This is a genomic window from Mycobacterium sp. ITM-2016-00317, from assembly GCF_002968295.1.
Taxonomy (GTDB): domain Bacteria; phylum Actinomycetota; class Actinomycetes; order Mycobacteriales; family Mycobacteriaceae; genus Mycobacterium.
Window position 1 is genome coordinate 233,504 of record NZ_CP134399.1, and the last position, 26,063, is coordinate 259,566.

Genomic DNA, 26,063 nt, shown 5'->3' on the forward strand with positions numbered 1-26,063 from the left:
CTATCGGGTCAACAGCTGGCGGGCTGGTGCGGTGGCGGTCCAGCGGTGCCGGACCGCAGCGCCGTCGGGCGCGCGCTCGGCGACGGTGACGGCCCCGTCGGTCAGGTCGGGTGCGAGATCGTCGCCGATCCGGAACGGCAGCACCGAATCGGTGATGCGCCAGGTGCCGCCGTCGACCGTGCCCAGTGAGATCTCCACGTCCAGCAGCGCCCGGGCGTGTTCGATCTCGCTCTGCGCCACGGCCTCTCGCAGCGTGAGGCCGCGATCCCGGACGACCCCGGGGCGGCGCCCGCGCACGTAGCCGAAGCGGTCACCGGACCGCAGCAGCATCCCGGCCTGCCCTGCGTCGTCGCGCAGCCGCAGTTCCAGGTGCGGGCCATCGGCCTGATGCGGTACGGCGACCCAGTCCTCGTGGTAGTCCCGACCCACCCCGGTCTCGACCACGACGTCGCCCACGCGGTGCAGCCGGCCGCGGTCGGGCAGCGGGTCCGCCGGGTGCAGGTCCACCTCGCGCAGCCAGGTGAACTCGTCGCCGTCGTCGACGAGCGTCCCGGCGAACCCCTCCCGGACGCACAGCGCGAGCAGATCCTCCCGGGTGAGCCCGTCCAGCGAGGTCGCGGTGACGTCCGGCGCGCCTGCCGGGACGCGCAGGTCGACGTAGAGTTCGCCGGCCTGCAGCCACTCGACGCTGGTGTGGGTGTCGACGGGCCTGCCCGGCACCGCCAGCGCGCGGCGCCGCCACACCCGGTGGGTGACGTCGGCGCGGGCGACGGGATCGCCTGCGGCACTACGGCGCAGATACCCGGGCCAGTCGCCGTGATGGGAGATGTCGGTACCGGCCAGCCACGACTGCAGCGTGCAGCCGAACCCGACGACCTCGGTGCCGTCGGCCAGCGCGACCCGGCCCAGTGACATCGGCGCGGGCAGCGCGGTCAGGAAGTCGCCGAGCATCGCGGTGCCGATCCACCACAGTTCCCCGCGGATGCTCATCCCGGTCTCCGCGCCGACGCACACCAGGCCCGGTTTGGGCGGCTCGGTGCGCAGGTGGGCCATCCGGTACAGCGGCGCGGTCGCGGCCGGACCACCCCAGCGGGCGCCGCGCTGCTCGAGCTGCCACGCCAGCGGCTGCCCGCGCAGGTGTGCGCCCACCACCAGCAGCGCGGTGGCGTCCAACCCGGCGCGGGCCTGGCGCCACGGCGCTGTGGTCCCAGGAGCCGACCCCGCCACCAGGCGGGCCAGGTCCAGGGCGACCGCGTCGGCCCCGGCGCGGGCCACCACGCTGACCCCGAACTGTGCGCCGTCCGAAGTGGTTCCGGCCGGGACCGCGACCGCGCACAGATCCATCAGGTTGCAGAAGTTGGTGTAGGTGCCCAGCCGGGAGTTCACCCCGACCGGGTCCGCGGCGACCTCGGCGATGGTCGGGTGCTCGGTGGTGGTCGGGATCAGCAGTGCATCGCAGTCACCCAGTTCGGTCATCGCCGCGGCGGTGAGTTCGGCCAGCCGGACCCGGTCGGCCAGCAGGCGGGTGGCAGGCACCGCGCCTGCGGCGGCGATGATGGCGCCGACCGTCGGATCCACCTCGGCACGGTGCGCGTCGACGAATTCGCCCACCGCCTCGTGCCGCTCGGCGACCAGCCCGCCGTCGTAGAGCAGCCGGGCCGCCTCCAGGAACGGGGCCATCTCGATCTCGACGAGTTCGATCCCGTTGCGTGCGAGCCCGTCACACGCGGCGGCGAACGCCTCCTGCCACGCCGGGGACAATCCAGGCAACGCGCTCGGGACCGCCACCGTGGGGTGCGGGGGCGCGGCCAGCGGCGCGTCCGGCGCGAACGGCCTGGCCCCACCGGCGATCACGCCCATCGCGGCGTCGGCGGTGTCGAGATCGCGGGCGAACACCGTCACACAGTCGTAGGACCGGCACGCGGGCAACACCCCGTCGACCGGGACGACGCCGAGCGTCGGTTTGACGCCGACGATGCCCTGCAGCGCGGCGGGCACCCGTCCCGAGCCGGCGGTGTCGGTGCCCAGCGCGATATCGGCCAGCCCGAGGGCCACCGCGACGGCGGACCCGGAGCTGGAACCGCCGGAGATGCGGTCGGGGCGGCGGGCGTCGCGCACCGCGCCGTGCGGGCTGCGGGTGCCGACCAGGCCGGTCGCGAACTGGTCGAGGTTGGTCACCCCGATCACCACCGCGCCTGCGGCCCGCAACCGGGCCACCACGGGCGCGTCGGCGGTCGCAGGCGCCGTCGCATACGCCGGGCACGCCGCGGTGGTGGCGATGCCCGCGACGTCGATGTTGTTCTTCACCGCGGCCACCAGGCCTGCCAGCGGCAGCTCGGCGCCCGCCGCGACGCCGGCGTCCACCGCGTGCGCGTCGGCCAGCGCGTCGGCCTGCGGGCGCAGCGCGATCCAGATCTCCGGTCGGTCCGCTGCCTCGATCGCGGCGTAGGCGGCGCGGACCCGTTCGACGGCGCTCACGCGTGCACCTCCGTCCCGACCACGACCAGCGGGGTGCCGGGATCGACGAGATGCCCTGCCGACACCAGGATCTGGGTCACCACCCCGTCGGCCGGTGCGCGCAGCACGGTCTCCATCTTCATCGCCTCCAGCGCGAGCAGCGGCTGTCCGGCCACCACCCGGTCACCGACGGCGACGTCGACCTTCCACACACTCGACGCGAACGGCGCATCGACCCGCTCGTCACCGTCGCCGAGCACCAGGTCCTCGGTGCCGGCGTCGGAGGCCTTCGACGCGGCTTGTTCGGCGCGGTCGAACTCCCCGGCGGCCGCCCACGCGGTCCGCTCCGCGGAGAACGCGGCCGCCTGCCGCGCGCGGAACGCGGCGATGTCGTCGGCGTTGTCGGCCAGGAACCGTTCGTGCTCGGCGAGGGAGAACACGCCGTCGGTGATGTCGACCGATCCCCGGCCCGCGGCCATGTCGGCGCGCAACTCCAGCAGTTCCTCGGCCGACACCGGATACCACGAGATCCGGTCGAAAAACCTGAGCAGCCAAGGGCTTCCGGGCTCGAACGGCGCAGTGTGGCGGTAGCGGCTCCACACCTGGGTGGTGCGGCCGACGAACTGGTAGCCGCCCGGGCCCTCCATCCCGTAGATGCACAGGTACGCACCACCGATGCCGACGGAGTTCTCGGCCGTCCAGGTCCGGGCCGGGTTGTACTTCGTGGTCACCAACCGGTGCCGCGGATCCAACGGGGTCGCCACCGGCGCCCCCAGGTACACGTCGCCGAGCCCGAGCGTCAGGTACTGGGCGTCGAACACCGTGGCGCGCACGTCGTCCTGCGACGCCAGACCGTTGATGCGCCTGATGAACTCGATGTTGGACGGGCACCACGGCGCGTCGTCGCGCACGCCGGAGGTGTAGCGGGCGATCGCTTCCCGGGTCGCCGGGTCGTCCCAGCTCAGCGGCAGCCGCACCAGCCGGCTGGGCACCACCAGCTCCGATGAGGCGGGCAGGTCGTCCTCGATCTCGGCCAGCAGGCCGAGCAGCGTCGGGATCGGCAGCACGCCGGGGTCGACGTGCACCTGCAGCGACCGGATCCCCGGTGTCAGATCGAGGATGCCCGCGGCGGCGCCGTCCAGGCGGGTGTGCAGGGCGTGCACCCGGGCGCGCAGCGCGAGATCCAGCACGATGTCGCCGTATTCGATCAGCACGTTGTCGTCCCCGCTGCGGCGGTAGGTGACCTCCGGCGCGCCGTCACGGCCGGGCCGCAGGGCCAGCACGCCGTCGTCGCCGTCCCCGCCGCGCCGCGCGACGTGCGGGGTGGCCGCGGCGCGGGAGGTGCCCAACTCGGCGCGCGACGGTGCGTCGCCCGCCCGCACCGGGACGAACCGCACCGTGTCACCGGGGCGCAGCTGGCCGAGTTTCCAGCGCTGCGCGGCGATCACGGTGACCGGGCAGACGAACCCGCCCAGGCTGGGCCCGTCGGGGCCGAGCAGGATCGGGGTGTCACCGGTGAAGTCCAGCGCGCCCACGGAATACGCGTTGTCATGAATGTTCGACGGGTGCAGGCCGGCCTCGCCGCCGTCGGGGCGCGCCCACTGCGGCTTCGGGCCCTCCAACCGTACGCCCGTGCGCGCGGAGTTGAAGTGCACGCGGTAGCGGGCCTCGAACAGCGTGTCCATGTCGGCGCGGGTGAAGAAGTCCGGGGCGCCGTGCGGGCCCTCGGTGACGGCCAGTTCCCACTCGCCGGTCAGCGCGGGGCGCACCTCCGGCGGTACGGGTCCGGCGCCCGGCCGGGCGGCGCCGTCGGTCGCTCTGGCCCGCAGCACATCTCCGATGACCAGCGCGCGGCCGCCGTGCCCGCCGAAGCGGCCCAGCGTGAACGTCGACGCGCTGCCGAGGTAGGCAGGCACGTCGAGGCCACCGGCGATCAGCACGTAGGTGCGCAGCCCCACTGCGGCGGTGCCGACGTCCAGCACGCCGTCGGCGGGGATCTGCACGGGCTCCCACATCGGCACCGGGGCGCCGTCGACGGTGACCAGGCATTCGGCACCGGTGACACACACCGTGGTCGGGTGGGTGAACCGCAGCGCCGGTCCGGCGGCGGTGCATTCGAGGCCCGCGGCGTCGTCGGGGTTGCCCAGCGCGCGGTTGCCGAGCCGAAACGACAGGTCGTCCATCGGCCCGCTCGGCGGCACCCCGACCTGCCACAGTCCGACCCGGCCGGGCACGTCCTGCACGGTGGTCATCAGACCGGGTCGCTCGACGGTGATCCGCGGCCTCGGGTCGGTGACACCGGCCAGGGTGGCGGTGCTGTGCCGGGCGGCCCGGACGTCGTCGTGTTCCACTGCCGCGCAGAGCATTCCGACGTTGACCTCGATGCCGTGCAGCTCGGTCCCGGCCAGCGCGCGGCGCAGCCGGCCGAACGCGTCGTCGCGGTCGGATCCGGCGGTGACGATCTTGGCCAGCAGCGGGTCGTAGGCGGCGGAGACCTCGGTGCCGTCGGCGACCCAGGCGTCGACGCGCGCGTCGTCGGGGAACCGGACGCGGGTCAGGATGCCGGTGCTCGGCCGGTAGTCGCGCGCCGGGTCCTCGGCGTAGATGCGGGCCTCGACGGCGTGCCCGGAGACCGGCACGGCCCCGCTCGGGTGTTCGTCGAGCATCGACGTGTCGCCCAGGGCCAGGCGCAGCATCCAGCCGGCCAGGTCGACACCGGTGACGGCCTCGGTGACGGGGTGCTCGACCTGCAGCCGCGCGTTGACCTCAAGGAACGACGCCTCCCGGCGCACCGGGTCGTAGATGAACTCGACGGTGCCCGCCGAGCGGTACCCGACCGCGGCGGCCAGCGCCCGCGACGAGCTGTGCAGCCGCTCGCGTACCTCGTCGGGCAGCGCAGGGGCAGGCGCCTCCTCCAGCACCTTCTGGTGGCGGCGCTGCAGCGAGCAGTCGCGATCGCCCAGCGACAGCACCCGGCCGGTGCCGTCGCCGAAGATCTGCACCTCGACGTGGCGCGCGTTGTCGACGTAGCGCTCGACGAACACCCCGGCCGAGCCGAAACTGCGTTCGGCCTGCGCGACCACCCGCGCATACGCCGAGCGCAGGTCGTCGGCGCTGCGGCACACCTGCATGCCGATGCCTCCGCCGCCACCGGTCGCTTTGAGCATCACCGGATAGCCGACCTCGGCGGCCGCGGCGACCGCGCTGTCCGCGTCGTCGAGCAACTCCGAGCCCGGGAAGATCGGCACCCCCGCGGCCCGCGCCGCGGCCCTGGCGGTGTGCTTGGTGCCGAAGCGGCGCAACTGATCCGGCGTCGGCCCGGCGAACGCGATCCCGGCCGCCTCCACGGCTGCGGCGAAATCGGCGTCCTCGGACAGGAATCCGTAACCGGGGTGGATCACCGTCGCGCCGGTGTCGGCCGCCGCGGACAGGATCGCGTCGGTGCGCAGATAGCTCTCGCGCGGTGCGGCAGGCCCGATCCGCACCGCGGCGTCGGCCAGCGACACGTGCGGCGCGCCGCGGTCGGCGTCGGAGAACACCGCCACGGTGCGCAGTCCGAGCGTGCGCGCGGCGCGGATCAGGCGGACCGCGATCTCGCCGCGGTTGGCGATCAGGACGGCGCCGGTCATGCGAGGTCCCCCGGGCGGGTCACGATCATCCGGACCGGGGTGGGGTCGAAGGCGTTGCAGGGGTTGTTGATCTGCGGGCAGTTCGACACCAGCACCAGGGTGTCGACGTCGGCGCGCAACGCGACCCGCTTGCCCGGCGCGGACAGCCCGTCGACGATGCCCAGTGCGCCGTCGGGGTCCACCGGGACGTTCATGAACCAGTTGATGTTGCTCGCCAGATCGCGGGCGGTGAGGCCCCAGCGCGACCCTTCGAGCAGGAAGTTCTCCATGCAGCCGTGCTGGGCGCGGGTGTGCTGGCCGTAGCGCAGCGTGTTGGACTCCTTCGAGCAGGCGCCGCCGAGGGTGTCGTGGGCGCCCACCTCGTCGGCGACGACCGTCATCAACGCGTCGCCGGTGTCGGCGCGCAGCACCGAGCCGGTGGTCAGCGTGATCCGGCCCTGTCGGCGGATGGTCTCGGGCGCCGAATAGCGCACCGCGGTGTCAGCGGCCGAGTAGAGCAGGCAGTCGACGGCCTGGTTGCCCGCCAGGTCGACGATGGTCAGCACGTCCCCGGCGGCGACGACGGCCGACCACGCGGCCCTGGCGTCGACGTGCTCGTCGAGCACCACCGTTCCCGCGATCAGGGGCCGGGCCGCCGTGCCGGCGTCAGTGTCGTCGGTGTTGTAAGTGGTTGTCACAGTTGTCCTCTCGCGGCGAGGTCGGCGTCGGTGTTGGCGATGGCCTGGCGGTGCTCGGGGCCCAGCGGGCCGACCAGTTCACCGGCGACGAGCCGGCGCAGGTCCTCGGACGCCGGCCAGGCGTGCACCAGCAGCGGCGAACAGGTGAACTCCGGCCGCGGGTCCAGCGGATGGGCGGTGTTGGCCAGCAGCACGATCGCGTCCACGTGCAGCACCAGGTCCACGGTGGTTCCCGGGCCCGCCGACCCGAGCCAGGTGAACGTGCCGTCGGCCTCGACGCGCACGCCCTGGAAGAACGAGATCGACGGCGGCAGGTCGCGCCGGTCCAGCCCGTGCTTGAGTGCGGCCAGGGTGAACAGCTCGCGTCCGGCGGGGGAGTCCGATTGCGGTGCGGCCGCGCCGTAGCGCTCCAGATTGCCTGCCCGCGTGGAGGTTCCGGTCAGCGCGTCGTGGTGGCCGGAGGTGTCGGCGGCCACGGTGGCCAGCGCCCGGCCGAATCCGCTGAGCAGCGGGTGCCCGACGCCGGGGTAGGCCTGCCACGGCACCTTGACGGTGTCGGCGACGTTGAGCCGTTCGTGGGGCGCGTCGGCGCGGTGCAGCAGCAGGTGCGCGCAGGCGTCACCGACCGGGTCGGCGAGCCGCAACCGGGTGCCGCGCGCCAGCACCGAGGTCGTGTATCCGCCCGGCGCAACGGCTTCCGACCACACCAGCTGCTCGGCGGGCACGCCCTCGGGCGGATTCGGCCCGGTCGAGGCCGGGGTGTGGCGCATGAACTCGGCGGTGCGACCGTGCTGGGCGCGCGCGTGCGCCCGTGCGCCCGCCGTGGTGGCGGTCTCGGACATGGTGTTCGTGCTCGTCACTGACTACTCCCGCAACGTCGGGTGGCCGCCGGCTGGGCGGCCTTTCTGTCGAGTGACAGTTTTCGCCGAGGCGGCGGTGCGGTGGTTGCGGTGGCGTAACCGTTGGCGCGCCGTCGGTTAACAGTGCGCTGCGAATGTTTCTGTCAAGTGACAGGAAGTGGGGTGACGGCCGCTCAGCCGCCGGTGCGCTGGGCGCGGATCTTGGCGAACCGCTCCGAGAGCCGGCCCATCCTGATCATCAGCGACGCGGGCGGACTGGTGCTGCCCCGCAGATAGGCCGCGAAGTCCTCGGCGGGCACCCCGATGCGCGAGGCGAACTCCTGCTCGCCCAGCCCGGAGCGCTCCAGCAGCAGGTGTACGTGGCGGGCCACCTCGGCGCGCTCGTTGGCCTCCAGGTGCTCGCGGGTGCGGTGCAGCACCTCCGACATCGCCCGCGACACCCCGTAGGGCCGGGCGGTCTCGAGCACTTCCTCGACCTGGCGCGCGGTCCGGCCGAACGGGTCCCGTTTGATCGCCACGACGATGCGCTGCCACACGGCGAGGTCGTCGCTCTCCAGCGCCGCCCGGATGGCCGCGGTGGGCCAGAACTCGACCGGGCGGTCGTCGGCGGGCGGCTCGGGGCGGCGGTCTGTGCCGCGTACGTCCGGCGACTCGGGGGCCACCATCACCTCGTCTCCTCCAGCATGGCCACCGCCACCGCGAGGCAGCGTTGCCTGACCCGCGCCCACTCGGCCTCTTCGTCGGCACCTGCGATGTCGGGCCCGTCGTCCGGCGCGGGCTCGGCCAGTCGCCGCACCAGCTGGGTCGCCACCCAGTGGCCGGTGCGGGCGTCCGCCCGGTGCGGTCGCGCCGGTTGACCAGAGTAGTACCGGTCCATGCCGGCGAGGACCTCCGCCGCGGTCTCGGGGTCCATCGAGTCCACCAGCTCGGCGAACTCGCGGTAGTCGTGCGCGTCGTTGCGCTGCAGGATCAGAAAGCTCTTCAGCCGCAACGTCTCGGCGCCGGTCGGGATCTGCAGCCGGTCACCGGTGGGCAGCAGCACGTTGGTGGTCTCCATCGGGCTGATGCGCTCCAGCACGGGCCGTCCGTGCGGCGCCCCGGGTTGGCCGTCGTCGCCGTGCGCAGCCTTCTCTCCGGCCATCTCGAGGGCCAGCGCGTCGAGAGCCACGTCGAGCCTGCCCCGCCACATCGTCACCGGGTGTTTGGGCAGCTTCACCGCGACGGTCTTGCCGTGCGCGCGGTTGGTGACCGCCACGGTGATCCGCTCGTCGCGTCCCACCCGGCTGCCGGTGATCTTGGTGTTGGGCTGACAACCGCTGAACGCGAGCGGATCGGCCACCGTGACAGCCTGCGGGACAAGCGTTTTCAGCTTCGCAGCGGATTTGACCACGGTGCGCAGATCCGAACCCGACGGCGCCAGCGCGGAGATGTCGTCCGGAATGATCACCAGGTCGCCGATGTCGGCCTTGGGCAGTGGCTTCTCGAAGTCCACCGACGGCAGCAGGCGGTCCAGCCAGCGCGGCAGCCACCAGTTCCACTCGTCGAACATCGCCATCAGCGCGGGTACCAGCACCAGCCGCACCACCGTGGCGTCCACCGCGATGGCCACCGCGCACGCGACGCCGAGCTGCGCGACCAGCGGCATACCGGCGAACGCGAAGCCGATGAACACCGCGATCATGATCAGCGCCGCGCTGGTGATGGTGCGGGCACTGGTCGACACCCCGTAGGCCACCGCGTCGCGGGTGTTGCCGGTCTGCAGGAAGCGCTCCCGGATCCGGGTGAGCAGGAAGATCTCGTAGTCCATCGACAGCCCGAAGGTCAGCGCCAGGACCAGCGGCGGGATCGTGCTGTCCAGCGACGGGATCTGCTTGAAACCGAGGTCGGACAGCCAGCCCCACTGGAACACCACCACCAGCGAGCCGTAGGCCGCCGCGACCGACAGCACGGTCATCAGCACACCCTTGAACGCCAGGAACACCGACCGGATGGAGACCAGCAGCATCACGAACGCGATCATCGCGACGAACAGGAACACCCACGGCTGCGTCTCGGAGACCCGGTCGTCGAAGTCCTTGATCAGCGCTGTCGGACCGCCCACGTCGATGCGCGCGGAGTCCCCGGCCACCGCAGGCAACTGATCCCGCATCCAGTCCACCGTGTCGCGGGCGCCCATGTCCTCCGGGTCGACCGACAGCACCGCAGACAGCAGCACGCTGTGCCCGTCGGAGCCGAACACCGGCGGGGAGACCGACACCGTGTTGGGCGCCTCGGTCATCTTCGCGCGCAGCGACCCCAGCAACGGCTCCTCGGCCTGAGCGGAGACCGCGTCGGGGAAGGTGACCAGCACCCGGACCGGCCCCAGCGCGCCGGCCCCGAGCGCCTCGGCGGCGGCGTTGACCCCGCCGCGGATCTCGTGGGTGGGTTCGAACTGCCGCTGCATGCTGTTGCCGAGCGTCATCGAGAACGCCGGCGCGGCGAACGTCAGCAGCAACGCCGCCGCGGCCGTCGCCGACAGCCACGGGCGCCGCATCACCCAGCCCGTCCAGCGGGTCCAGAACCTCGACTGCGTCGCCTCCACACCGCGGCCCAGGTGCAGGTACGACGAGCGTTTGGCGATCCGGCGGCCGAACGTCGCGAGCACCGCCGGGGTCAGCGTGGTGGAGGTCAGCACGGCGACCGCGACGGCCAGGATCGCGCCGGTGGCCATCGACTGCAGCACGGGGGTGTTGATCAGGTAGATGCCGGTGACCGACGCGATCACCGTCAGCCCGGACAGCACCACCGCCAGGCCCGACGTCGCCATCGCGGCGTCGGCGGCGTCCTCCGGCTCGCGGCCGGCACGCAACTCCTCCCGGAAACGCATCAGGATGAACAGCGAATAGTCGATCGCGACGGCGATGCCGAACATCGACACCGTCGAGGTCACGAACACCGACATCGTGGTGTACATCGACAACAGCAGGACCAGGCCCATGGTCACCACGACCGTGCAGACCCCGAGCAGCAGCGGCATGGCAGCGGCGGCCAGCGAACCGAACACCGCCAGCAGGATCACCAGCACGATCGGGAAGTTCCACTTCTCGGCCTGGGCGATGTCGTGCTTGGTGGCCTCCGTCGCCGCCGCACCGAGCGCGCCCTGGCCGATGACATAGAGACGGACCTTGCCGTTCTCCATCTCGCCGGGTTCTTCGCCGTCGACGCCGACCTTCTCGCGCAGCTGATTGGCGACGTCGACCGCGCCGGTGTTCTCGAAGTCCAGCTGCAGCGTGATCACGTACGGGCGGTCGGGCTGCGGCGGCGGCTGCTGCGGCGTCGGGACCACCTTGACGCTGGGCACCTCGGCCGCCAGCCGCTCCAACTGGGCGACCGCGGCGGTCATGTCCTCGTACGACGCGTCCGGCCGCGGCGCGGCGACCAGCGCGAGCGGGGAGGCGCCCTGATCCGGGAAATCGGCCTCGAGCTGACGCTGGACGTACAGCGACTGGGAGCCCTCGACCTCGAAGCCGCCGCCGGTGAGATGGCTCGACTGATGCAGGGCCAGATACACCGAGGGCACCAGGAGCAGGATCCAGACAGCGAACACCGCCCAGCGGAACCTGCGCAGGTTGCTGCTCAAGCGCATCATGAACTGCTGGATCGGAACTCCCCACTTTCTCCCCGGCCGGCTTTAGCGAGAGGGTACAACAGGTTTCTGTCAGTCCACCGGGCAGGAAACAGCTGGCAGGAACGCCTAAAGCTGGTCTGATGCCTGCGGGTTCGACGTCGCTGTGGTCGTCGGAGTCGTGGGGGCGGTGGCAGGATGGCGGGCGAGCCGCACAGGCGTCGGGGGACCCTCTGCTCGATCATCGCAGCACGCGTGCAGCGCACGTCACGCGTGTTAGCGAACTGTTAGGAGTTCGTCATGCACCTGGTCACACGAATCGCGGCCGCCCTCGCGGGCGGCGTCGGCGCCGTGCTGCTGACCGGCCCGGCCGCGTCGGCGGCCCCGGATCCGTGTGCGGCCAGCGAGGTTGCCAGGACGGTGGCCGAGGTCGCCACCTACACCGGCAACTACCTGGAGGCCAACCCCAAGACCAACCAGGCGATCACCCGGATCTCCCAGCAGCAGGAGGGGCCGGAGTCGATCGCCGCGCTGAAGGCCTACTTCGACGCCAACCCCAAGGCCGCGTCGGATTTGCAGCGCCTGCAGCAGCCGCTGGTCTCGCTGTCGGGCACGTGCCGGCTGCCGGTGACGCTGCCCCAGGTGTTCGGACTGATGCAGGCCGCCCAGCAGAGCACGCCGTTGCCGGCGGCCCAGAACGCAGGCGTGTCCGTGCCGGTCGGCTGACCCGCGGAGCAGCAGACTTTCTCATCGACGGTTAACCGCTACCCGAGAAAGTCCGCGGTTGTTCTGCTTAGCTTTCTAGGATGGTCCTGACCGGTGTCCGCAACGGGGCCCGGTCTACCTCGATTAAAGGAGCCTTCATGGTGTTCTCGGCCCCAACTGTGCGTCGCGCAGTCGTGGGTGTGCTCGGCGCAGGCGCGGTCTCCGGCGGGATGCTCTTCGGTCTCCTGCCCTCGGCCTCCGCCCAGCCGGCCCCTCCGCCACCGCCGCCGAACTGCACGGCCGCCGACTTCGCCGGGGTCGCCTCCGGTGTCTCGGCCGCCACGTCGAACTACCTGTTCGCCCACCCGGACGTGAACAACTTCATGACCTCGCTGCACGGCAAGCCGCACGAGCAGATCCGCACCGAGATCGCCGATTACCTGGCCGCCAACCCGCAGGTGAACGACGAGTTGCGCGCAGTCCGCCAGCCGCTGGCCGACATCAAGCACCGCTGCGGGTTCACGCCGGAGGATCCCGACGGACCGACCTTCCCGTAACGCCGGTGCGAGACAGGGTGGATGCTCCGCCCGCGCGTGGGGGGGAGCCGACCGCCCAGGACGGCGCGGGCCGGACGGTGTTGATGGTCGACGACGACCCGGACGTACGAACCTCGGTGGCCCGCGGCCTGCGGCACTCGGGGTTCGACGTCCGGGTCGCCGCGACGGGCAAGGAAGCGCTGCGACTGCTGTCCAGCGAATCGCACGACGCGCTGGTGCTGGACGTGCAGATGCCCGAGCTCGACGGTGTCGCGGTGGTGACCGCGCTGCGGGCGCTCGGTAACGACATCCCGATCTGTGTGCTGTCGGCCCGCGACACCGTCAACGACCGCATCGCCGGACTCGAGGCCGGCGCCGACGACTACCTGACCAAACCGTTCGACCTCGGCGAGCTGGTCGCCCGGCTGCACGCGCTGCTGCGTCGCGCACACCACTCCGATCCCGCCTCGGACACGATGACGGTGGGTTCGCTGACCATCGACACCTCCCGCCGGCTGGTGTTCGTGGCCGGCGAGCGGGTGGAGCTGACCAAGCGGGAGTTCGACCTGCTGGCCGCGCTGGCCGAGAACGCCGGCGTGGTGCTGACCCGGCAGCGGCTGCTCGAGCTGGTCTGGGGCTACGACTTCGACGTCGACACCAACGTCGCCGACGTGTTCGTGTCCTACCTGCGGCGCAAACTGGAGCGCGACGGTCTGCCGCGGATCATCCACACGGTCCGCGGCATCGGCTACGTGCTGCGGGAAGAGGCTTGAGGCTGCTCACCCTTCCGAGATTCCTCCGGTCGGCCTCCCTGCGCACCAGGGTGGCCATCGCCGCGGCCGCGGCCGCGGCGGCCGTCGTCGCCGCGTTCACCATCTTGACCTCGCTGGTGCTGGCCAGCAACGACGAGGCGCAGCTGGACCGCAGGCTGGACGCGATCGTCGACGCCAGCGTCTTCCCCGATCAGCTGTCCGACCCGCGCCGTGGCGTACTGCAGACGGGGCGGTCGCGGTCGTCCGGCCAGGTCGTCTACCAACGCGGCCTTCAGCTGCCCGCGCTGGCCCCGGGCACCGACACCGTCGCCGTCAACGGTGTCGACTACCGGGTGCGCACCATTCCGGTGGAGCAGGAGGGCGGGGTGCTGATGTCGATCGGCATCCGCGCCGACAGCATCCTGTTGAGCCGGGCCAGGATCCCGTTCTACATCGGCGTCGGCGCGGTCACCGTGCTGCTCGCCGGTGTGCTGGGCTGGCTGCTGGCCGGCCCCGCGATCAGGCCGCTGCGCAAACTCACCGAGCACACCAAACGGCTCGACCACGGCACCACGCAGATCCCGGCGGTGCGCGGCGTGCGCGAGGCCGAGGACCTGTCCGAAGCGATGGGCGCGATGCTCGACCGGCTGGCCGCCGCGCAGCGCGAGACCACCAACTCGCTGCAGGCCGCCCAGGACTTCGCCGCCAACGCCGCCCACGAGCTGCGGACCCCGCTGACCGCGATGCGCGCCGACCTCGACACCCTGCGCATTCACAACCTGCCCGAGGAGGAACGCGACGAAGTGGTCGCCGACCTGTCCCGGGCCCAGCGCAGGGTCGAGGGCATCATCACCGCGCTGGGCCAGCTCGCCTCAGGGCAGCTGGCACAGGCCTCCGACCGAGAGGTGATCGACGTGACCGACCTGCTCGACCGGGTCGGCCGGGAGAACATCCGGGTCGGACGCGACATCGAGATCGAGATCGACGCCGCCGACGACCTCGGCACCGTGATCGGATGGCCCGGCGGCCTCCGGCTGGCCGTGGACAACCTGGTCCGCAACGCCGTCAACCACGGGCAGGCCACCCGCATCGTGCTCGCCGCGCACCGGGACGCCGACGTGGTCACGATCGTCGTCGACGACAACGGCCGCGGGCTGCCCGCCGGCGAACACGAGGCGGTGCTGGGCAGGTTCGCCCGCGGCAGCAACGCCGCACCCGGCGGCTCGGGTCTCGGGCTGGCGCTGGTGGCTCAGCAGGCCGCGCTGCACGGCGGCACCATCGCGTTGTCCGACAGCCCGCTCGGCGGTCTGCGCGCCACCCTGACGGTGTCGAACAGCGTCGAGCCGTCGGTCAATTCAGACTGACGAGCGCCGGGCCAGCACTCGGGCCGCGGCCCGCCACCCGAGAAGCAGCACCGCGGTGGTCAACGACGCGACCACGATGAAGCTCACGGCGGTGCCCTGCCCGGTCACCTTGCGCAGCAGCATCCCGACGACGACCGTGGCCGCCCACACCACCAGCCCGGTGGGGGCCAACGACGCGGGCCGCTGCCATGCGCGGGCCAGCACCCACCCGGCAGCGGTGCCGGTGAGGAACGGCCATGCGGTCTCCGCGATACCGCTCAGCGTCAGCCCCTCGGCGTGGCTGCGCCGTCCGATCGTGCAGAACAGCACGACGCACACGAGATCGGTGGCGAGCGCCTTCAGTACCAGCGCGCGGTCGGGGAGATCATCGTTCGGCATAGGTCATCACATCGTAAACCAGTGGGCTGGTGCCCTTTTCGTCACGCGGTGCGAAGCCCGGCTCAAGCTTCGCCGCGTCACCGGCCAGCAGGCCCTCGACGACGTCCGCGGTTACCCGAGAATCCAGTGAGTACTCGGTGAACACGAACGGCAGCCCGTTGGCGCGCAGCGGGTGGGGTGAGTCCATCACGTGGAAATGCAGGTGCGGCGCATCGCTGTTGCCGCTGTTGCCCAGCGAGCCGATCACCTGCCGGGCGGTGAGCTGTTCACCCGCCTTCACCTTCACCGAGCCGGTCTGCATGTGCGCGTAGAACGCATAGTTGCCGCCGCCGAGATCCTGGACGACGTAGTTGCCGCCGTACTCGTTCAGGGCCAGCCCCGTCGGTGTGACGCCGGGGATCTGCTCGGGCAGCCCGTCCTGGACGTCCACCACCGGACCGTCGCCGACGGCCAGGATCTCGCTACCGTAGAACGGGTAGCTCTCGACGTTGTCCTTGGCCCCGGTGAACAACCGGCCGTCCGGACCGAGCTGCAGGTAGTCGATCCCGAAACGCTCCGCGGCCCAGATCTCCCCGTTGATCGGGTTGAGCGCCGCCCGGTGCGCTGTCATGTCGCAGCAGCTGTTGCCGTCCAGCCAGTTCGGCCCGGCCAGTGGTGGGGAGATGGCCACCGGCTTGCGGGTCTGCACAGCCACGGGAGCGATGTCGGCGGTCATCGCCGCCGGGAACAGCGGCAGCATCGGCTCGGGCACGGTGATGCCGACGGCGTGGATCAACTGATCGGGTACCGCCTCGTCCGGTGACAGCTCGACATCCAGAATCACGGTCGCGGTCTGGGCGGGGCCGATGACCGTTGCCGGGTCGGGGTTTCCGAGGACACGGGTCCAGTAGGCCAGGCGGTCGCCGGGCAACTGCAGCAGCGTGCGGTCCCCGGCGCGGACGGCGACCGAGGTCAGCGTGACGTCCTGGGCCAGGGTGTTGGTCAGCTGCAACTCGTAGGCCAGGTGGGTCTTGCCGTCGCTGGCCGGCACCGGGATGGGTGCGGCCAGCACCCGGCCCACCACCGGGGTGGCCATCGACGGTCCCGGCGGCGGCACCGCGGACGGGGGAGCCGGGGCGTCCGCCGCCGGTGCCACGCTGGTGGCCGCCGGGGTGGTCTCCGGCGACGACGTACAGCCGGCAGCGACCAGCGATACCGCCGTGGCGGCGAGCAGAGCATGTACCTTCATGTGGCACAACTACTTTCGTGGATGGGCCGAATCGTCCGGCGGGGCACCGGATTTCTCATCCGGCGGGTGGAAGGCCTCGGGGTCGGGACTGAACTGTGGTGGCTGCAGTGCCTCCTCGGGGGCATCGCCGGTGGAATCCGGGTCGAGCGCGCTCTCGGTGCGGAACATGCAGAAGAACACCACCCAGCCGATGGCGGAGATGAAAATCCAGCTGATCAGCCGGTAGACCAGCATCGCCGAGATCGCCGAGGCCAGCGACATCCCGCTCGACACCAGGCCGGGCACCAGCACCGCCTCGACGACGAGCAGACCGCCCGGCATCAGCGGGATGGATCCGACCGCGCGGGCCGCGGCGTAGGCGACGGTGACCCCGGCCAGGGACGGGTGCCCGCCGGTGGCGTAGCAGGCGAACAGCAGGCAGGCGACGTCGGCGACCCAGTTGAACAGCGACCAGCCGAACGCCTCGCTGAGATCGCGCCGGCCCAGGTGCACCGCCGCGAGCTGGGCCAGGATCTCGCGCCACTTGGCCAGGCCGGTGTCGGTGGGTTTGCCGCGCACCGAGTTGGTCCAGGCCAGCACCCGCGCCCCGAGCCCGTCGAGCAGCTCCGGCCGGCTCGCCACGGCCTGCGCCAGCAGGATCAGCGCCAGGAACCCGCCGAGGGAGAAGATCAGCGACAGCGGGTTCTCGCTGGCGCCGAGCAGGAACGCGCCGCCGAGGCCGAGCAGCGCCAGCCCGATCACCTGCAGGACCCCGGACATCACCAGCTGCCACGACGCGACCAGCGGGGACGCGCCCCACAGTCGCTGCTGCCGGTAGATGAACGTCGCCGACAGCACCGGGCCGCCGGGCAGCGTGGTCGACAACGCGTTGCCCGCGTAGAACGCCGCCTCGGACCGCCACTGATGCACCCGCACCCCGGCCGACCGCAGCAGCGTGCGCTGAATCTGGGCGAAGCTGTGCATGGAGGCCATCGCCGCCGCGGCGGCGGCCAGCACCCACCACCAGTTTGCCGACAGCAGGCTCTCCCACGCCTTGGCCAGCTGGTCGCGCACCAGTGCCAGCTCCACGGCCAGCACCACGACGGCGAGCACGATCAGTGCCCAGCGCACCCACCAGTACTTGCCGCGCGTCCGGCCCGGGCCGGCAGGGCCGGTCTGTGTGCCGCTCGCGGGCGCGTCGTGAGACACGCGGTCCAGGGTAAGCCGACGACAGCCCTAAATCGCAGATCCAGGGCACCGCCAGGCGAGGCCGTTACGCTACCGGAATGTCAGGTCCACCGTCTCTGGACACTTTCGCCGACGCGTCGGTGAGCCCGCTGGTGCGCAAGGCGGCGGCCTGGTCGTGGCGGCTGCTGCTGATCTTCGGCGCCGTCGTCGCGCTGCTGTGGCTGGTGCTGCGACTGGAGATCCTGTTCGTGCCCGTCGCGCTGGCGACCATCCTGGCCGCGCTGCTGATGCCGGCCGTCGACTTCCTCGACCGCCGCGGCGCGCCAAGGGGCGGGGCGGTGGCACTGGTGCTGCTGTCGGGCATCGCGTTGTTCGGCGGGCTGCTCGCGTTCGTGGTCAACCAGTTCATCGAGGGCGCACCGGACCTGGTGACCCAGGTGTCGACCAGCATCGAGGGGCTGGGGCGGTGGCTGACCGACGGACCGCTCGACGTCAGCCCGACCCAGATCAACCAGGCCCGCGACGCGGCGATCGAGGCGCTGCGCAGCAACCAGGAGAAGGTGACCAGCGGGGCGTTGTCGACCGCGGGCACGCTGACCGAGATCGTCACCGGCGCGCTGCTGGTGCTGTTCACACTGATCTTCCTGCTGCACGGTGGCCGCAACATCTTCGCGTTCGTCACCCAGGTGTTCCCGGCCGACGTGCGGGGCCGGGTGCGCGACGCCGGCCGCGCGGGCTTCCGCTCGCTGATCGGGTACGTGCGGGCGACCTTCCTGGTCGCGCTCGTCGACGCCACGGGCATCGGCGTCGGGCTGGCGGTGATGGGCATCCCGTTGGCGTTGCCGCTCGCGTCGCTGGTGTTCCTCGGCGCGTTCATCCCGCTGGTCGGCGCGGTGCTGACCGGCTTCCTCGCGGTCATCGTCGCGCTCATCGCGAAGGGGTGGATCTACGGGCTGATCACGCTCGGCCTGATCATCGCGGTGCAGCAGCTGGAGGGGCACGTGCTGCAACCGCTGGTGATGGGTCGCGCGGTGGCGATCCACCCGCTGGCCATCGTGCTGGTGATCGCCGGCGGCGCTGTGCTCGCCGGCATCGTCGGCGCGCTGCTCGCGGTACCGGTGCTGGCGTTCATCAACAGCGCGATGCGGGTGCTCCTCGCCGACGACCCCGCCGCCGAGGAGGAGGCGATGGAGGCCGAAGACGCCCCAAGGGTGCACGCCGAACCCGACGACATCGAGACCGAGACGCCCCGGTAGCGGGCTACCGCCGACCGGTCAGAGCCGGCCTTCGCGGCGCAGCAGGTCCTGCGCGCTGACCCCGTTTCCGCCCCCTCGGCGCTTCTGCTCCTCGTCGGGCCGCGTGTTCAGCTTCTCCGTCGCGGCGTCGGCGTCGGTCTGCCGTGGGGTCGGGATGGCCCGGGTGCTGGTCTCGTCGGCGTCGTCGTCCTGCGGCGTGGCCTGACCCGTCGGGATCGCCGTGGTCGGCTCGTTGCCGCCGGCACCCGTGTCGGGCATGGCCCGGGTGGGTTCGGCCGACGGGCGCATCGGCTGCGCGGGCGGGGTGCCCGCACCGGAGGCGCCCGCGCCGCGCAGGTCACCGAGCCACGACTCGATCTCGCGGTCCTCGCGCGGCTGAGCCTGCGGGGGAGCGGACTTGTCGGTGGCCCGCTGGGCGGCGGAGGTGGCGTTGCTGACCGCGTTGCGCACCGCGTTCTTCGCGACGCTGAACCGGGTGGTCGGTGCCTCCGGCTCCGGTTCGGGCTGCGGCTGCGGCGGCACCGGCGGGCGGGGCGGGGTACCGGGGATCCGCGAGGTGCCCGCGGCCGACGGCTCGCCGGTGCGCGGCGGGGCCGGGATCCGTGTCGTGGCCCCCGGCGCGCGCGGCCGGCCCGGGATGGGTCGGATCGTGCGGCGGCAGCGGCCGCGACGGCGCGGGGACGGGCGGACCGCCCGCGCCCACCAGAGCCTCCGCCGGCGGCGCGTTCTCCCGCACCATCGGGCGCTTGCGCTCGTCGGGCAGCTCGGTCTCGCCGAGGCCGAGCCGCTCCTGGACCCGTTTCATCCAGCGCGGGGCCCACCAGCAATCGTCGCCGAGCAGCTTCATGATCGCGGGCACCAGGAACATCCGGATGATCGTCGCGTCCAGCAGCAGCGCGATCAGCAGACCGAACGCCAGGTACTTCATCATCACCAGGTCGGAGAACACGAACGCGCCTGCGACCACCGCGAGCACCAGCGCGGCGCCGGTGATGAGCCGACCGGTCGTGGCGGTGCCGATCCGGATCGCCTCGGTGGTGGACATCCCGCGTTCGCGGGCCTCCACCATGCGGGAGACCAGGAACACCTCGTAGTCGGTGGACAGACCCCAGATCACCGCGATGATCAGGCCGATCATCGGCGCCATCAGCGGCTGCGGCGTGTAGTTCATCAGCCCCGACCCGTGGCCGTCGACGAACATCCAGGTCAGGATGCCCATCGTCGATCCCAGCGTCAGCGCGCTCATCAGCGCGGCCTTGATCGGCAGCACGATGGACCCGAACGCCAGGAACATCAGGATCGTAGTCGTGACGATCAGCACCACCACCATCAGCGGCAGCTTGTCGAACAGGCTGTGGATGCTGTCCTGCTCGAGCGCGGGGGTGCCGCCCACGGAGATCTCCAGGCCTCGTGGAGGCTGGATGGAGCGGAGCTCGTCGATCTTCTCCGACGCGTCGTTGCGGTCGATCAGCCCGTTCTGGATCACCCGGACGGAGTCGTCCTCGTTGGTGCCGCCGCGAGGCTGCCACATCTTCGACGGGTCGTCGTCGGGCTCGATGAACCCGGTGACCGACATCGCCTTGTTACGGATCTCGGCGACCTGCTGGTCGGTGACCGGCTGGCCGTCGGTGTTCTGGATGACCAGGGTGATCGGCTCGGTGCGGAAGCTCGGGAAGGTCCGGTCGAACTCCTCCTGGGCCAGCCGGACCGAGTTGTCCGGCGGCAGGTACTTCTCGCTGATGCCGCCGAGGGCCAACTGGCCGAGCGGGATCACCAACAGGATCATCATGATCAGGATGGGCGCGGCGAACGCGATCGGCCGCTTCATCACGACGTTGACGAGCTTGCCCCAGAAGCCCTTCTCGACCTCGGCGCGCGTCTTGGTCTTCTGGGTCTTCTCGGCGAGCCACTCGACCCACCACTCGATGGGGCGGCGGGCCAGCGGGACGTAGCGCGCCAGCGCCAGCCCGCCCGCGATGACCGCGACGAAGATGACCACGCCGAGCAGCACCCAGTACAGGCCCCCGCCCAGGGAGTCCTTGTTGCTGATGACGAGGTAGGCCAGGCCGCCGAGCGTGCCGACGTAGCCGAGCACCAGGCCGATCACGGTCAGCGGCAGGCCCTGCTCACCGGTCTGCCGGATGCGCTTGCGGGCGAGGTGGCCCAGCGCGATACCGACCGGCGGGAGCAGCAGGCCCGTCGGGACCGACGCGATCGCCAGCGTGTTGGTGCGGGTGTTGGCCGGATCGGAGGACACGTCGTTCTGGATGAACTTCAGCAGCCAGCGCACGCCGAGCGCGTCGACCCGGGGGCCGAGGATGGCCAGCGCGGCGGGCAGCACGGTGACCGACAGGATCGCCGCCAGCATGACCGACGCGATGATCGCGTAGGTGATCGACTTCAGGAAGCCCTGCGGGAACAGCAGCAGCGGGACCGAGGACGCCACCAGGATGACCGCGGAGAACATCACGGTGCGCCCGGAGGTCATCACGGTGCGCCGCACCGCGGCCTGGGTGTCGTAACCCTCGGCCATCTCCTCACGGAACCGGCTCACCATGAACAGGCCGTAGTCGATCGCGATGCCGAGGCCCATCAGCGTCACCACCGGCTGGGCGAAGAAGTGCACGGGCATGAACTCGGCGAAGACCCGCATGATGCCCAGGGCGCCCGCGATGGTCAGGCCGCCGATGATGCCGGGCAGCGCCGCCGCGATCACGCCACCGAACACGAAGAACAGCACGACGCAGACCAGCGGGATGGCGGCCACCTCGGCGCGCTTCTGGTCTTCGCCGATGGTGCCCGTCAACTCACTGGCCAGCGGATTGAGCCCGCCGAGCTTGATGTCGCCGTCGTTGACCTTCAGCAGGTCGGGTTCGATGGTCTGGTAGTTCTTCAGGATGGTGTCGTCGTCGTCGCCCTTGAGCGGGATGCTGACGAACGTCTTCGACCCGTCCTCGGTCTTCATCTGCTGGACCGTGGGGTCCTCGCTGGTCGGGGCGCGCAGCCAGCCGACCCAGCCGACCATCTGGTCCTCGTGCTCGGCGACCAGGTCGTTCAGCTCGTCGGTGGTCTTCTCCATCCAGGCCGGGTCGTCGACCTTCTTGCCGTCCGGCGGCGTGAGGATCGCGACCACGTGGCTGGTCCGGTCACGGCCGTAGGCCTGATCGGCGACGATCGACGCGTGCACGGACTCGCTGCCCTCGTCGTAGAAACCGCTCTGGGTGACGTGCTGTCCCAGGCTCATGCCGTAGACGCCGCCGCCCAGGCACAGTGCGACCATGACACCGATCACTATGTATCGGTACTGGTACACCGTTCGACCCCACCAGGCGAACACGTAATGCTCCTATCGGTCACCGAACTCTGGACTTCTTCGCCGGCCTCTACACGGCCGGCCCCCGGGCTTTGTAGTTGTCTAGACGCGCGAGGTCAGTAGCGACGACAGCGGCCGGAACGGCTGCAGCCAGGCGCCCTGCTCGGGTAGCGAGTCAAGTCCGATCCGCGGTAACGGCTCCCGGAAGACACCGGGGATGTCTTCCAGGTCGACGAACTCCAAGGTATCCGACGCTAACGCCCAACTGGCATGTTCGCGAAATCCGAGCACCTGGACCTCGACGCCGCTTCTCGCGATGTCTTCCAGCGGAAGTTTGAACGCCTGACCGTCGGCCGACGCCACGATCAGCCCGGCCAGTCCCTCGCTGTTGCGCAGCGCGATGTGGGCCAGCATGTCGCTGTCGACGTCGCTGTCCTCGTCGATCTTCGGCTTGGCGAACACCGCGAAGCCGACGTTGCGCAGGGCCTCCACCCAGGGCCGCACGACGTCGGCGCTGCCGGGGGCGATGTTGGTGAAGACGGTGGCCTCGGGCTCCAGCGCCACCTGCCGACCGGAGTCGGCGTGCGTGGCCGACAGGTCGGCGGTGCGGGCCAGCAGCCAGCGTCCCAGCGCGTCGAAGCGCGGCCGGTGCGCCGCGGTCGGGCGACCACCGAGGATGGCGCCGAGCCCCATGTCCAGGTTGGGGGCGTCCCAGACCAGCAGCACGCGCGCCGCGGGTGCGGTGTCCGCGCCCAGGGTGGCCGGCGTGACCGGAGCGCCGGAGCTCTCCACGCCGGGTGTCGGGATGTCGTCGGTCAGGCTCACGGCGTTCTCTCCCAGAGCAGTTCGGCGACGGTGGGACCGGCCAGCGCCTTGCGCTCGTACTTCGTCACGGGCCGGGCCGCCGAGATGGGGAGCCCGCCGGCGGCCGGGTCGACCCGCCGCAGCCGTGGTTCGGCGTCGCCGACCTCGGCGATGTGCTCGGCGTACCCCATGTGGTCGGTGGCCGCGTGCAGGATCCCGCCCGGGCGCAGCCGGTCGGCGATCAGCGCGACCACGTCGGGCTGCAGCAGCCGGCGCTTGTGGTGGCGGGCCTTGGGCCACGGGTCAGGGAAGAACACCCGCACACCCGTGAGCGAGCCGGGGCCGAGCATGTGGGTGAGCACGTCCACGCCGTCACCGCGGATCAGCCGGATGTTGGTGACCGGGTCGGTGTCGGACGCGCGGTCGATCGCGGCGAGCAGCTGCGCCAGCCCGCGCCGGTAGACCTCCACGGCGATCACGTCGACGTCGGGTTCGTCGCGGGCCATGGCCAGCGTGGAGGTGCCGGTGCCGCAGCCGATCTCCAGCACCACCGGCGCCGTACGGCCGAACCACTCCGCGATGTCGAGCCGGCCCGCCGGCGTGATGTCGAGCCGGCCCGCCGGCGTGATGTCGAGCCGGCCCGCCGGCGTGATGTCGAGCCGGCCCGCGGGGGCGTCGCCGTCACGGGCCTGACGCCCGAGCCGCGGCCACAGCCGGTCCCAGACGGCCTGCTGGTTGTCCGAGATCGTCGAGCGGCGGGCGCGGAAACTGGTCACCCGGCGGTGGAAATGGGGGTGCTCCTCGGAGTCGGGCGCCACCGGGGTGGCGACCCCAGACTCCGGTGTGTGCATCCGTCCATAGTCGCTCATCGAGACCGTGCTCTCCGCATCGTGTTACAGATTGATACCCAACAGTTGCCTGGCACCTGTACTGGGCGTCCACCCTCTCCGGAGGTGCCGGAAATTCGTGTCCGGAACGGTTCGTGACGGGTGTCACGATGGGTGGGGGCGGGCGTGGGGCCCGGTCCCGGACACGGGGGGCAGGCCCATCTTCGCCGACGTCTTGGCTGACTTCGCCGCGCGCACGCGCGACCCGCGCCCGCGCGCGGTTCTGACGCGCCTGCGCGCCCCGACCAGGGTAACCGTCCGCGGGCGGATGGGGGTGGGCCGCGGCGCGGTGGCCCGCGCGCTGGCCGCCGCCGGGGTGCCGGTGGTGCCCGGTGACGCTGCCGCCGACGCGCAGGTGGTAGTCGTCGCCGAGGCGCTCAAACCGGAGGACCTGGCCCTGCTGGAGGCGCCCTGGCCTGCGGTGATCGTGCTGAACAAGGCGGATCTGGCCGGCCGGGTGCCCGGCGGGCCGCTCGCCGCGGCGGCGGCCGACGCCGCCCGGATCGCCGCGGCCACCGGGCTGCCGGTGGTGCCGATGATCGCGCTGCTGGCCTGCCCCGGCGTCGACGCGCAGGACGTCGCGGCGCTGCAGACGCTGGCCGGCGCCCCGGCGGACCTGAGCTCCACCGACGCGTTCGTCCGGTCCGGGCATCCGGTGCCGGCTCCGGTCCGCGACCGGCTGCTCGCCCGGTTCGACCGGTTCGGCATCGCGCACGCGGTGCTGGCGTGCGCCGACGGCGCCGACGCGGCCGCGGTGAACCGGACGCTGCGAGAACTCAGCCAGGTCGACCGCGTCGTCGCGCAGGTCACCGCGCTGGCCGCCGAGGTCGCCTATCGCCGGGTGTGCGTCGCCGTCGACGACCTGCACCGCCACGCCGCCGAGACCCGCGACGACGCGCTGGCGGCATTCCTGGCCGGCGACGAGGCCGTGATCGCGGTGATGGCCGCCGCGGTGGACGCGATGGAGGCCACCGGGATGCGGGTCGATCGCGGGGATGACCCCGACGCGCACGAACGGCGGGCGGTGCACTGGCAGCGCTACGCCGGCGGGCCGGTCACCGAAGCCCACCGCCGCTGCGCGTGCGCGATCGCGCGCGGCTCGCTGCGGCTGCTGGACCGGACGCGGTGACCGCGGCAGACGTCGTGCTGGTGGTCGGCCCGCCGCGGGCCGGCGTCACCGCGATGACGGCCGAGCTGCGCCGCCGGATGCCGGACCAGCGGTTCGTCGAGGCCGGGGACGCCGGGCCCCCGGCGCTGGTGGTGTTCGTCGTCTCCGCGGTGGCGCCGGTAACCGAATCCGATTGTGCAACAGTCGATTCAGCGACCTGGTCCACCGACGTGGTGGTCGCGGTGGTCGCCAAGGTGGACGACCACCGGGACTGGGGCCGGGTGCTGGAGGCCGACCGCGAGCGGCTGGCCGCCCGTGCGCCGCGATTCGGCCGGGTCCCGTGGGTCGGCGCGGCTGCGGCCCCGCGCCTCGGCGAGCCGGTGATGGACGAACTCGTCGCGCTGCTCCGCAGTCAGCTCGCCGACCCCGCCCTGGCAGGGCGGAACGCGCAGCGCGCCGCCGAGGCCCGGGAACGGGCGCTGCGCAGCGAGCGCGAGCAACTGGCGCGGGACCGCAGGGCGGCCGCGCTCGAGCTGAGGTCGGATGTCGCGCAGGCCCGGCTCGCGGTCACCCACGCCGTCCGGCGACGATGCGCCCGGCTGCGCGCCGATCTGCTCGACGACGCAGCCGCCGCGGGCCGGCGGGATGTGCCCGGGTTCGCCGACCGGGCCCGCCGCCACGCTGCCGAGGTGCTGGCCCGCGTCGACGAGGACGTCGACGCGCACACCCGCGCGGTCACCGGCCGCACCGGATCCGACATGCCGGGGCGGCCCGTTCCGGAGCCGGTCGGCGTGCCGGATCCGCCGCTGCGCGCCCGGCGGCTGGAGACCCGGCTGATGACGGTGCTCGGTGCCGGCTTCGGCGTCGGGGTCGCGATGGTGGTCACCCGGCTGCTGTCCGGCCTGGCCCCCGGACTCGCGACCGCCGGGGCGGCCGTCGGCGTGGCCCTCGGAATCGCCACCGCGGCATGGGTGGTGCGGGCCAGGGCGCTGCTGCACGAACGGGCGGTCCTGGAGAGGTGGTCGCTCGATGCGGCCGCCGCGGTGCGCGCCGCGGCCGAGGAGCGGGTGGCGGCGCGGATGCTGACCCTCGAGACCTCGATCGGCCGACGGATCGCGGAGGTGGAGACCGAGATTCGGGCGCTCTCCCGTGCGCAATCGCGCCCGATCGGGCAGGATTGCTGGTTACCCGTCGGTAGACCGCGCGGTGAGAGTCATCTGAATCGTTCCTGTGAGTGATCGGACATAGTCCTGGATTCCCGCGGGTATGTCACCCGCGTTAACCTCAGTACACAGTGACCAGGGAATCCGAAGCTTATTCGGATTCCGGCGCCTGCGT

20 protein-coding genes are annotated in these 26,063 nt (G+C 71.9%); 7 read left to right on the forward strand and 13 right to left on the reverse strand.

The genetic code is table 11. The annotated features are described in order from the left end of the window. The 6 genes from atzF to C6A87_RS01195 form a co-directional block, all read right to left on the reverse strand. Positions 1–2,478, reverse strand: a complete 2,478-nt coding sequence (atzF, locus tag C6A87_RS01170; RefSeq protein WP_311115602.1) for an allophanate hydrolase — start codon at positions 2,476–2,478, stop codon at positions 1–3. Continuing rightward, the gene (gene uca / locus C6A87_RS01175) at positions 2,475–6,086 is read right to left on the reverse strand and encodes an urea carboxylase (RefSeq protein ID WP_311115603.1); all 3,612 of its coding nucleotides are present in this window, start codon (positions 6,084–6,086) and stop codon (positions 2,475–2,477) included. Before uca ends, atzF begins: the two co-directional genes overlap by 4 nt. Then, positions 6,083–6,763, reverse strand: a complete 681-nt coding sequence (locus tag C6A87_RS01180; RefSeq protein WP_396836964.1) for an urea amidolyase associated protein UAAP2 — start codon at positions 6,761–6,763, stop codon at positions 6,083–6,085. The genes uca and C6A87_RS01180 overlap by 4 nt, the downstream gene beginning before the upstream one ends. After that, positions 6,760–7,605: an urea amidolyase associated protein UAAP1 gene (locus C6A87_RS01185; protein ID WP_311118143.1), complete on the reverse strand. Its 846-nt coding sequence runs from the start codon at positions 7,603–7,605 to the stop codon at positions 6,760–6,762. Before C6A87_RS01185 ends, C6A87_RS01180 begins: the two co-directional genes overlap by 4 nt. A gap of 191 nt (positions 7,606–7,796) precedes the next feature. Then, positions 7,797–8,288: an XRE family transcriptional regulator gene (locus C6A87_RS01190; protein ID WP_311118144.1), complete on the reverse strand. Its 492-nt coding sequence runs from the start codon at positions 8,286–8,288 to the stop codon at positions 7,797–7,799. After that, the gene (locus C6A87_RS01195; protein WP_311115604.1) at positions 8,288–11,251 is read right to left on the reverse strand and encodes an MMPL family transporter; all 2,964 of its coding nucleotides are present in this window, start codon (positions 11,249–11,251) and stop codon (positions 8,288–8,290) included. Before C6A87_RS01195 ends, C6A87_RS01190 begins: the two co-directional genes overlap by 1 nt. Before the next feature lie 276 nt (positions 11,252–11,527). On the opposite strand from C6A87_RS01195, the gene C6A87_RS01200 reads away from it, so the two are divergent. The 4 genes from C6A87_RS01200 (at position 11,528) to C6A87_RS01215 (ending at position 14,584) form a co-directional block, all read left to right on the forward strand. Further along, entirely contained in the window at positions 11,528–11,953 is a 426-nt protein-coding gene (locus C6A87_RS01200; RefSeq protein ID WP_311115605.1) for a hemophore, read from the forward strand. Between the two features lie 137 nt (positions 11,954–12,090). Beyond that, positions 12,091–12,489 (forward strand): heme-binding protein, encoded by a 399-nt coding sequence (locus C6A87_RS01205; RefSeq protein WP_311115606.1) that lies wholly within the window; start codon positions 12,091–12,093, stop codon positions 12,487–12,489. Positions 12,490–12,572: 83 nt separating this feature from the next. After that, positions 12,573–13,241 (forward strand): response regulator transcription factor, encoded by a 669-nt coding sequence (locus C6A87_RS01210; RefSeq protein WP_311118145.1) that lies wholly within the window; start codon positions 12,573–12,575, stop codon positions 13,239–13,241. After that, entirely contained in the window at positions 13,238–14,584 is a 1,347-nt protein-coding gene (locus C6A87_RS01215; protein ID WP_311115607.1) for a HAMP domain-containing sensor histidine kinase, read from the forward strand. Before C6A87_RS01210 ends, C6A87_RS01215 begins: the two co-directional genes overlap by 4 nt. Here the strand turns inward: C6A87_RS01215 and C6A87_RS01220 are convergent. Genes C6A87_RS01220 through C6A87_RS01230 form a run of 3 tightly spaced genes read right to left on the reverse strand, consistent with a single transcriptional unit; the run spans position 14,576 to position 17,378 of the window. Next, positions 14,576–14,962, reverse strand: coding sequence for a DUF3054 domain-containing protein (locus C6A87_RS01220; protein WP_311115608.1), 387 nt, complete (start codon positions 14,960–14,962; stop codon positions 14,576–14,578). The genes C6A87_RS01215 and C6A87_RS01220 overlap by 9 nt on opposite strands. Then, complete coding sequence (locus tag C6A87_RS01225; protein ID WP_311115609.1) at positions 14,949–16,190, reverse strand: M23 family metallopeptidase; 1,242 nt, start codon at positions 16,188–16,190, stop codon at positions 14,949–14,951. The genes C6A87_RS01220 and C6A87_RS01225 overlap by 14 nt, the downstream gene beginning before the upstream one ends. Before the next feature lie 9 nt (positions 16,191–16,199). Next, positions 16,200–17,378 (reverse strand): YbhN family protein, encoded by a 1,179-nt coding sequence (locus C6A87_RS01230; RefSeq protein ID WP_311115610.1) that lies wholly within the window; start codon positions 17,376–17,378, stop codon positions 16,200–16,202. Positions 17,379–17,455: 77 nt separating this feature from the next. Between C6A87_RS01230 and C6A87_RS01235 the strand changes: the two genes are divergently transcribed. After that, the gene (locus C6A87_RS01235) at positions 17,456–18,613 is read left to right on the forward strand and encodes an AI-2E family transporter (protein WP_311115611.1); all 1,158 of its coding nucleotides are present in this window, start codon (positions 17,456–17,458) and stop codon (positions 18,611–18,613) included. An 18-nt stretch (positions 18,614–18,631) separates the two neighbouring features. Here the strand turns inward: C6A87_RS01235 and C6A87_RS01240 are convergent, their stop codons facing one another. The 4 genes from C6A87_RS01240 to trmB form a co-directional block, all read right to left on the reverse strand. Next, positions 18,632–19,063, reverse strand: coding sequence for a hypothetical protein (locus C6A87_RS01240; RefSeq protein ID WP_311115612.1), 432 nt, complete (start codon positions 19,061–19,063; stop codon positions 18,632–18,634). Next, the gene (locus tag C6A87_RS01245; protein ID WP_311115613.1) at positions 18,951–21,950 is read right to left on the reverse strand and encodes an MMPL family transporter; all 3,000 of its coding nucleotides are present in this window, start codon (positions 21,948–21,950) and stop codon (positions 18,951–18,953) included. The genes C6A87_RS01240 and C6A87_RS01245 overlap by 113 nt, the downstream gene beginning before the upstream one ends. A gap of 78 nt (positions 21,951–22,028) precedes the next feature. After that, positions 22,029–22,751, reverse strand: a complete 723-nt coding sequence (locus tag C6A87_RS01250; RefSeq protein ID WP_396836965.1) for an NYN domain-containing protein — start codon at positions 22,749–22,751, stop codon at positions 22,029–22,031. Continuing rightward, the gene (gene trmB / locus C6A87_RS01255; RefSeq protein ID WP_311115614.1) at positions 22,748–23,599 is read right to left on the reverse strand and encodes a tRNA (guanosine(46)-N7)-methyltransferase TrmB; all 852 of its coding nucleotides are present in this window, start codon (positions 23,597–23,599) and stop codon (positions 22,748–22,750) included. Before trmB ends, C6A87_RS01250 begins: the two co-directional genes overlap by 4 nt. Positions 23,600–23,792: 193 nt before the next feature. Here trmB and C6A87_RS01260 point away from each other — a divergent pair, with 193 nt between their 5' ends. Both C6A87_RS01260 and C6A87_RS01265 read left to right on the forward strand, forming a co-directional pair. Next, positions 23,793–24,746 carry a hypothetical protein gene (locus C6A87_RS01260; RefSeq protein WP_311115615.1) on the forward strand — a complete coding sequence of 318 codons (954 nt, stop codon included), beginning with the start codon at positions 23,793–23,795 and terminating at the stop codon, positions 24,744–24,746. Next, on the forward strand, positions 24,743–25,963 hold the full coding sequence (locus C6A87_RS01265) for a hypothetical protein (protein ID WP_311115616.1): 1,221 nt from the start codon (positions 24,743–24,745) through the stop codon (positions 25,961–25,963). Before C6A87_RS01260 ends, C6A87_RS01265 begins: the two co-directional genes overlap by 4 nt. Positions 25,964–26,063: the final 100 nt, after the last annotated feature.

Excerpts from the sequence above, each read along its gene's own strand:
- uca (WP_311115603.1), bottom strand. The coding sequence starts at position 6,086 with ATGACCGGCGCCGTCCTGATCGCCAACCGCGGCGAGATCGCGGTCCGC.
- C6A87_RS01185 (WP_311118143.1), bottom strand. The coding sequence starts at position 7,605 with ATGTCCGAGACCGCCACCACGGCGGGCGCACGGGCGCACGCGCGCGCC.
- C6A87_RS01190 (WP_311118144.1), bottom strand. The coding sequence starts at position 8,288 with ATGGTGGCCCCCGAGTCGCCGGACGTACGCGGCACAGACCGCCGCCCC.
- C6A87_RS01195 (WP_311115604.1), bottom strand. The coding sequence starts at position 11,251 with ATGATGCGCTTGAGCAGCAACCTGCGCAGGTTCCGCTGGGCGGTGTTC.
- C6A87_RS01200 (WP_311115605.1), top strand. The coding sequence starts at position 11,528 with ATGCACCTGGTCACACGAATCGCGGCCGCCCTCGCGGGCGGCGTCGGC.
- C6A87_RS01205 (WP_311115606.1), top strand. The coding sequence starts at position 12,091 with ATGGTGTTCTCGGCCCCAACTGTGCGTCGCGCAGTCGTGGGTGTGCTC.
- C6A87_RS01210 (WP_311118145.1), top strand. The coding sequence starts at position 12,573 with ATGGTCGACGACGACCCGGACGTACGAACCTCGGTGGCCCGCGGCCTG.
- C6A87_RS01220 (WP_311115608.1), bottom strand. The coding sequence starts at position 14,962 with ATGCCGAACGATGATCTCCCCGACCGCGCGCTGGTACTGAAGGCGCTC.
- C6A87_RS01225 (WP_311115609.1), bottom strand. The coding sequence starts at position 16,190 with ATGAAGGTACATGCTCTGCTCGCCGCCACGGCGGTATCGCTGGTCGCT.
- C6A87_RS01235 (WP_311115611.1), top strand. The coding sequence starts at position 17,456 with ATGTCAGGTCCACCGTCTCTGGACACTTTCGCCGACGCGTCGGTGAGC.
- trmB (WP_311115614.1), bottom strand. The coding sequence starts at position 23,599 with ATGAGCGACTATGGACGGATGCACACACCGGAGTCTGGGGTCGCCACC.